Source organism: Streptomyces yangpuensis (assembly GCF_001005295.1).
GTDB classification, from domain to species: domain Bacteria; phylum Actinomycetota; class Actinomycetes; order Streptomycetales; family Streptomycetaceae; genus Streptomyces; species Streptomyces yangpuensis.
Genome location: NZ_LBMK01000001.1, coordinates 889,350 through 895,887 on the forward strand (window position 1 = coordinate 889,350; position 6,538 = coordinate 895,887).

Here is a 6,538-nt window from a genome sequence, read left to right on the forward strand (position 1 = left end):
GGACGCAGGAGGCACAGGAGTGGCCGGAGCGACGACCGCACAGCGCGGAACACCGTCTTCCGATCGGCCCGGCCGGTCGCCCCGCAAGGGCGCCGGCTCTGCCGAGCCGCCCAAGAGCCCCAAGTCCGCCAAGGCTCCGAAGAAGACCGCCCCACGGGGCCCCGGCAAGCACCTGCGCCGGGGTCCTGTGCTGGCCTCCCTGGCCGCGGCGGTACTCCTCGCCTCCGGCGGCACCTGGGTCCTTTACGGGTCCTCCTGGCTCCGCGTCGAGAGGGTCACGGCCACCGGCACGGAGGTGCTCACGCCCGAGCAGGTCCTCTCCGCCGCGGCCGTGCCCGTCGGAGCGCCCCTCGTGAGCGTCGACACCGACGAGATCGAGAGCCGGGTACGCGGCCGTCTGCCCCGCATCGATTCGGTCGATGCGGTGCGGGCCTGGCCGCACGGAATCGGACTCAAGGTGACCGAGCGCAAACCCGTCCTGCTCATCAAAAAGGACGCCAACTTCGTGGAAGTGGACGCATCGGGTGTGCGATTCGACACGGTTCCGAAAGCACCCGCGGGCGTTCCGGTCCTGGAATTGAACGCGGCGGGCTCCCCGAGTGCCCGCCGCTTCGACGAAGACCGGCTGCTGCACGAGGCCGTGCTCGTCGCCGGATCCCTCCCGGCGCCGATCGCGAAGGAAACGGTGCAGGTCAAGGTGGGTTCCTACGATTCGATCGTGCTGGAGCTGACCGGAGGCCGGTCCGTACGGTGGGGCAGTGGCGAACAGAGCGACGCCAAGGGACGTGCGCTGACCGCCTTGCTGAAAGCCGCACCGAAGGCCGCCCACTTCGACGTGAGCGTCCCCACCGCCCCTGCGGCGGCCGGGAGTTGACGTCAGGTCGAACAGCGGCGCACCCTGGTTGGCCAGCGATACGGGTGATCACATAGGGTGAAAAGAAAAACGGGAGGTTCGGCGTGTTCGTTGAACACGCGCTACTTGTCGACTTAGTGTCCTGTTCGGAAGAGTCCGAGGAACAGACACACCCCTAACCCTAAACTTCAGGGTGAGGGTTCGGGTCGGCGCGTTCGGACCGTCCCTATTTCGGCATCAGTCGTCGCAACGCAGGCCCGCGAGGCGGCGACACGTAACTCGAGGCGAGAGGCCTTCGACGTGGCAGCACCGCAGAACTACCTCGCAGTCATCAAGGTCATCGGTGTCGGCGGCGGTGGTGTCAATGCCATCAACCGAATGATCGAGGTCGGTCTCAAGGGCGTCGAGTTCATCGCCATCAACACGGACGCGCAGGCGCTGTTGATGAGCGACGCCGACGTCAAGCTCGACGTCGGCCGCGAACTCACCCGCGGCCTCGGCGCCGGCGCCAACCCGGCGGTCGGTCGCAAGGCGGCAGAGGACCACCGCGAGGAGATCGAGGAGGTCCTCAAGGGGGCCGACATGGTCTTCGTCACCGCCGGTGAGGGCGGCGGCACCGGCACCGGCGGCGCACCCGTCGTCGCCAACATCGCGCGCTCGCTCGGCGCCCTGACGATCGGTGTGGTCACCCGGCCGTTCACCTTCGAGGGCCGGCGCCGCGCGAACCAGGCGGAGGACGGCATCGCCGAGCTCCGCGAAGAGGTCGACACCCTCATCGTCATCCCCAACGACCGCCTGCTGTCCATCTCGGACCGCCAGGTCAGCGTCCTGGACGCCTTCAAGTCGGCGGACCAGGTCCTGCTGTCCGGCGTGCAGGGCATCACCGATCTCATCACCACCCCGGGTCTGATCAACCTCGACTTCGCCGACGTCAAGTCCGTGATGTCCGAGGCCGGCTCGGCCCTGATGGGCATCGGCTCCGCCCGCGGCGACGACCGCGCCGTGGCCGCCGCCGAGATGGCGATCTCCTCGCCGCTGCTCGAGGCGTCCATCGACGGCGCACGCGGCGTGCTGCTCTCCATCTCCGGCGGCTCCGACCTCGGTCTCTTCGAGATCAACGAGGCCGCGCAGCTGGTGAGCGAGGCGGCGCACCCCGAGGCGAACATCATCTTCGGCGCCGTCATCGACGACGCGCTCGGTGACGAGGTGCGGGTCACCGTCATCGCGGCCGGGTTCGACGGCGGACAGCCCCCGGCCCGCCGGGACAACGTCATCGGCGCCGCGTCCACGAAGCGCGAGGAGCCCGCCCCGGCACCGGTCCGCGCCCCCGAGCCGGTCCGCCCGGCCTTCGGCGGACTCGGCACGGTCCCGGCGCGCGAGGAGCCCCCGGCTCCCGTCGAGCCGGCCCCGGTCGAGGTCCAGGCCCCCGCGCCGCAGGTCCCCACGGCCCGGCCGTACCAGGACAGCCCGGCCGAGGAACTGGACGTTCCGGACTTCTTGAAGTGACACCGGAGCAGCATCACGTGGGCGGCGCCCACTTCGCCTTCACCGACCGGTGGGGCGGAGTGAGCGCCGTTCCGTACGAAGAGCTCAACCTCGGCGGCGCGGTCGGAGACGACCCGGCCGCCGTTCTCGCGAACCGGGCCCTGGCGGCCCGGTCCCTGGGACTCGACCCGGACCGGGTGGTCTGGATGAACCAGGTTCACGGCCGGGACGTCGCGGTCGTCGACGGTCCCTGGGGGCCGGACGCGGAGATCCCCGCGGTGGACGCGGTGGTGACCGCCCGCCGGGGGCTCGCCCTCGCGGTGCTCACCGCCGACTGCACGCCGGTCCTGCTGGCGGACCCCGTCGCCGGGGTCGTCGGGGCCGCCCACGCCGGGCGGCCCGGACTGGTCGCCGGGGTGGTGCCGGCGGCGGTGGAGGCGATGGTCTCCCTCGGCGCCGAACCCGCGCGGATCGTCGCCCGTACCGGACCCGCGGTCTGCGGACGCTGTTACGAGGTGCCGGCCGCGATGCGGGAGTCGGTGGCGGAGTCGGTGCCCGCCGCCCGGGCCGAGACCAGTTGGGGGACACCGGCGGTCGACGTGGTCGCGGGGGTGCACGCCCAGCTCGCGGAGGCGGGGGTGGTGAACGGAGCCCGTTCCCCTGTCTGCACACTGGAGTCGCGGGACCATTTCTCGTACCGCCGTGACCGGGTGACCGGACGGCTTGCCGGATATGTCTGGTTGACGGAGCTTTCCCGGGGGGAGACCCCCGGACTCCCGGGGGAAAAGAAGAATGACGGATCGTAAGCCGGAGCTCGCCGAGAACCTGGCGCGGGTGGAGGAACGTATCTCGTCCGCCTGCGCGGCGGCGGGCCGCGGGCGGGAGGAGGTGACCCTCATCGTGGTCACCAAGACCTACCCGGCGAGCGACGTACGACTCCTGGCGGAGCTGGGCGTCCGTCATGTTGCCGAGAACCGCGACCAGGACGCCGCCCCCAAGGCCGCGGCCTGCGCGGATCTGCCGCTCAGCTGGCATTTCGTCGGTCAGTTGCAGACCAACAAAGTCCGTTCCGTGGCGGGATACGCGCACGTGGTGCAGTCGGTCGACCGGCCGCGGCTCGTGACCGCCCTGTCGGCGGCCGCGGTGAACGCGGGCCGTGAGATCGGGTGCCTCGTCCAGATCGCCCTCGACGCGGAGTCGGGCGAGCGGGGGAGCCGGGGCGGGGCCGCGCCGGAGCAGCTCGCGGAGTTGGCGGACCTCGTCGCCGGGGCGCCCGGACTGCGGATCGACGGGCTGATGACCGTCGCACCGCTGTCCGGCCACTACGCGGGACGCGAACAGGCCGCCTTCGAGCGGTTGGTGGAATTGTCATCCCGCCTGCGCGCAGACCATCCGACTGCCACGATGGTGTCGGCCGGGATGAGCGCAGACCTGGAACAGGCCGTTGCGGCCGGTGCGACACATGTACGCGTCGGCACTGCGGTACTCGGCGCGAGACCCCGGCTCGGGTAACGTCGCGAAGAAAGTCGGACCACAGCAGAAAATATGGTCATTCCCGCCGATGAGCGGGCAGACCACGTGGATCGCGGGCAGTTGGTGACATTCGTGACACGGCGGCACCTGCGACAGGGCGATCCACCACAGAGCGGAGGACTCGGAGAATGGCCGGCGCGATGCGCAAGATGGCGGTCTACCTCGGCCTCGTGGAGGACGACCGGTACGACAACCCGGGGTACGACCCCGACGACGAGTTCGAGCCCGAGCCGGAGATGGAGCGGGCTCGGGAGCGGGATCGCCGACAGCAGCCCGTGCACCAGTCGCCCGTATCGGACGAACCGGTACGAGTCGTACAGCCTCCGGCGCAGCGGGAACCCATCCCAATTCCGGCGGAAAGCGGACGTCCTGCGCGAATTGCCCCCGTGGCATCCATCACACCTGATCGCACGAATCTGGAGAAGAACGCCCCCGTGATCATGCCCAAGGTCGTCTCCGAGCGGGAGCCGTACCGCATCACGACACTGCACCCCCGGACCTACAACGAGGCCCGTACCATCGGGGAACACTTCCGTGAGGGCACTCCGGTGATCATGAATCTCACGGAGATGGACGACACGGATGCGAAGCGTCTCGTGGACTTCGCCGCCGGACTCGTGTTCGGTCTGCACGGCAGCATTGAACGCGTGACACAGAAGGTGTTCCTGCTGTCGCCTGCTAACGTCGATGTCACGGCGGAGGACAAGGCCCGCATCGCGGAGGGCGGGTTCTTCAACCAAAGCTAGACCGATCCGTCAGATACGGGACCGGGAACAGATCGGGAAACGGGGAGAGGGAAGCACGGGATGGGCATCGCACTGCAAGTGGTCTACGTCGTGCTGATGTGCTTCCTGATCGTGCTGATCTTCCGACTGGTCATGGACTATGTGTTCCAGTTCGCACGTTCATGGACACCCGGCAAGGCGATGGTGGTCGTTCTGGAGGCCACCTACACTGTCACCGATCCACCGCTCAAGCTCCTGCGGCGGTTCATCCCGCCGTTGCGTCTCGGCGGCGTGGCACTCGACCTGTCCTTCTTCGTTCTGATGATCATCGTTTACATCCTCATCAGCTTCGTGAGCACCGCTGCGAGAAGCGTGTGAGCGATGAGCTTCCCCGTACGCGCGGGGACGGTCCCGATACGGTCTTGCCGACTGCCGACGACTACGTAGAGGTGAAGAAGACATGCCGCTGACTCCCGAGGACGTGCGGAACAAGCAGTTCACGACCGTCCGCCTCCGAGAAGGCTATGACGAGGACGAGGTCGATGCCTTCCTCGACGAGGTCGAGTCCGAACTGACGCGCCTGCTGCGCGAGAACGAGGACCTGCGCGCCAAGCTGGCCGCCGCCACGCGCGCCGCCGCGCAGAGCCAGCAGCAGCAGGGCATGCGCAAGCCCGAGCCCCAGGACCAGCGCGGCCCCGGAGCCCCCGTGCCCGCGGCCATATCCGGCCCGCCGCAGCAGCAGAACCCGCAGATGGGCCCGCCCCAGCTGCCGGGCGGCGCACCGCAGCTCCCGCCGGGCCCCGGCGGCCAGGGCCAGCAGGGCCCCGGCCCGATGGGCGGCCCCATGGGCGGCCCGATGCAGCAGCACCCCATGGGCGGACCGCAGGGCATGGGCCAGCAGCCCATGGGCCAGCAGCAGTCGATGGGCGGCCAGAACCCGCTCGGCCAGCAGATGCAGCCCATGGGCCAGCAGATGCAGCCGATGGGTCAGCAGATGCAGCCCATGGGTCAGCCCATGCAGCAGATGCAGCAGCCGCAGCTCCCGCAGCAGGGCCCCGGTGGCGACAGCGCCGCCCGCGTCCTGTCGCTGGCGCAGCAGACCGCCGACCAGGCGATCGCGGAGGCCCGTTCCGAGGCCAACAAGATCGTCGGCGAGGCCCGGTCGCGCGCCGAGGGCCTGGAGCGGGACGCCCGCGCCAAGGCCGACGCGCTGGAGCGGGACGCGCAGGAGAAGCACCGCGTCGCGATGGGCTCCCTGGAGTCCGCCCGCGCCACGCTGGAGCGCAAGGTCGAGGACCTGCGGGGCTTCGAGCGTGAGTACCGTACGCGTCTGAAGTCCTACCTGGAGTCGCAGCTGCGCCAGCTGGAGACCCAGGCGGACGACTCGCTGGCCCCGCCGCGCAACCCGGCCGGTCCCGCGCTGCCGCCGTCGCCGTCTCCGTCGATGGCCCCGGCCGGTGCGATGGGTCACAGCATGGGCGGTCCGTCCATGGGCGGTCCCTCCCCGATGGGTGCCGGTCCGTCCTACGGCGGCCAGCAGCAGATGTCCCCGGCGATGACCCAGCCGATGGCTCCGGTCCGGCCGGCTGCGCCGCAGCCGATGCAGGCGCCGTCGCCGATGCGGGGCTTCCTGATCGACGAGGACGACAACTAGGCGCGCCGCCGCGCAGTCGGCAGTCACGGGCCGGGCCCGGTTCCCCCAAGGGGGCACCGGGCCCGGCCCGTTCCCGTTCCCTCCGTCTGCCGTTGCCCTGGCCGGGCGGTGGGGTGGTTTTCCGTCTGCGGGCCGGTGGCCGCGCCTCAATCGCCGGCGGGGCTTGTTGGTGCGGCGGTGGTTTCGGGGTGGGCGGTGGTGTGGGGTGGGGCGGTGCCCCTGCGGGGGCTCTCCTCGGCTCGGCGCGTGCGGCCCCGGCTCGGACGTACGGCCTTGGTTGCGCCTCGT

7 protein-coding genes are annotated in these 6,538 nt (G+C 70.3%); all 7 read left to right on the plus strand.

The window, feature by feature from the left end:
- Positions 1–19: 19 nt before the first annotated feature.
- The 7 genes from AAT21_RS04010 (at position 20) to AAT21_RS04040 (ending at position 6,250) form a co-directional block, all read left to right on the plus strand.
- Positions 20–874: a cell division protein FtsQ/DivIB gene (locus tag AAT21_RS04010; RefSeq protein ID WP_046775256.1), complete on the plus strand. Its 855-nt coding sequence runs from the start codon at positions 20–22 to the stop codon at positions 872–874.
- 279 nt (positions 875–1,153) lie between these two features.
- Positions 1,154–2,359 (plus strand): cell division protein FtsZ, encoded by a 1,206-nt coding sequence (gene ftsZ / locus AAT21_RS04015; RefSeq protein ID WP_046775257.1) that lies wholly within the window; start codon positions 1,154–1,156, stop codon positions 2,357–2,359.
- Positions 2,356–3,144: a peptidoglycan editing factor PgeF gene (pgeF, locus tag AAT21_RS04020; protein ID WP_235438673.1), complete on the plus strand. Its 789-nt coding sequence runs from the start codon at positions 2,356–2,358 to the stop codon at positions 3,142–3,144. The genes ftsZ and pgeF overlap by 4 nt, the downstream gene beginning before the upstream one ends.
- On the plus strand, positions 3,131–3,850 hold the full coding sequence (locus AAT21_RS04025; RefSeq protein ID WP_046775258.1) for a YggS family pyridoxal phosphate-dependent enzyme: 720 nt from the start codon (positions 3,131–3,133) through the stop codon (positions 3,848–3,850). The genes pgeF and AAT21_RS04025 overlap by 14 nt, the downstream gene beginning before the upstream one ends.
- A gap of 149 nt (positions 3,851–3,999) precedes the next feature.
- Complete coding sequence (locus AAT21_RS04030; RefSeq protein WP_046775259.1) at positions 4,000–4,617, plus strand: cell division protein SepF; 618 nt, start codon at positions 4,000–4,002, stop codon at positions 4,615–4,617.
- 60 nt (positions 4,618–4,677) lie between these two features.
- On the plus strand, positions 4,678–4,974 hold the full coding sequence (locus AAT21_RS04035; protein WP_030664053.1) for a YggT family protein: 297 nt from the start codon (positions 4,678–4,680) through the stop codon (positions 4,972–4,974).
- Positions 4,975–5,056: 82 nt separating this feature from the next.
- Positions 5,057–6,250, plus strand: a complete 1,194-nt coding sequence (locus tag AAT21_RS04040; protein ID WP_037926869.1) for a DivIVA domain-containing protein — start codon at positions 5,057–5,059, stop codon at positions 6,248–6,250.
- Positions 6,251–6,538: the final 288 nt, after the last annotated feature.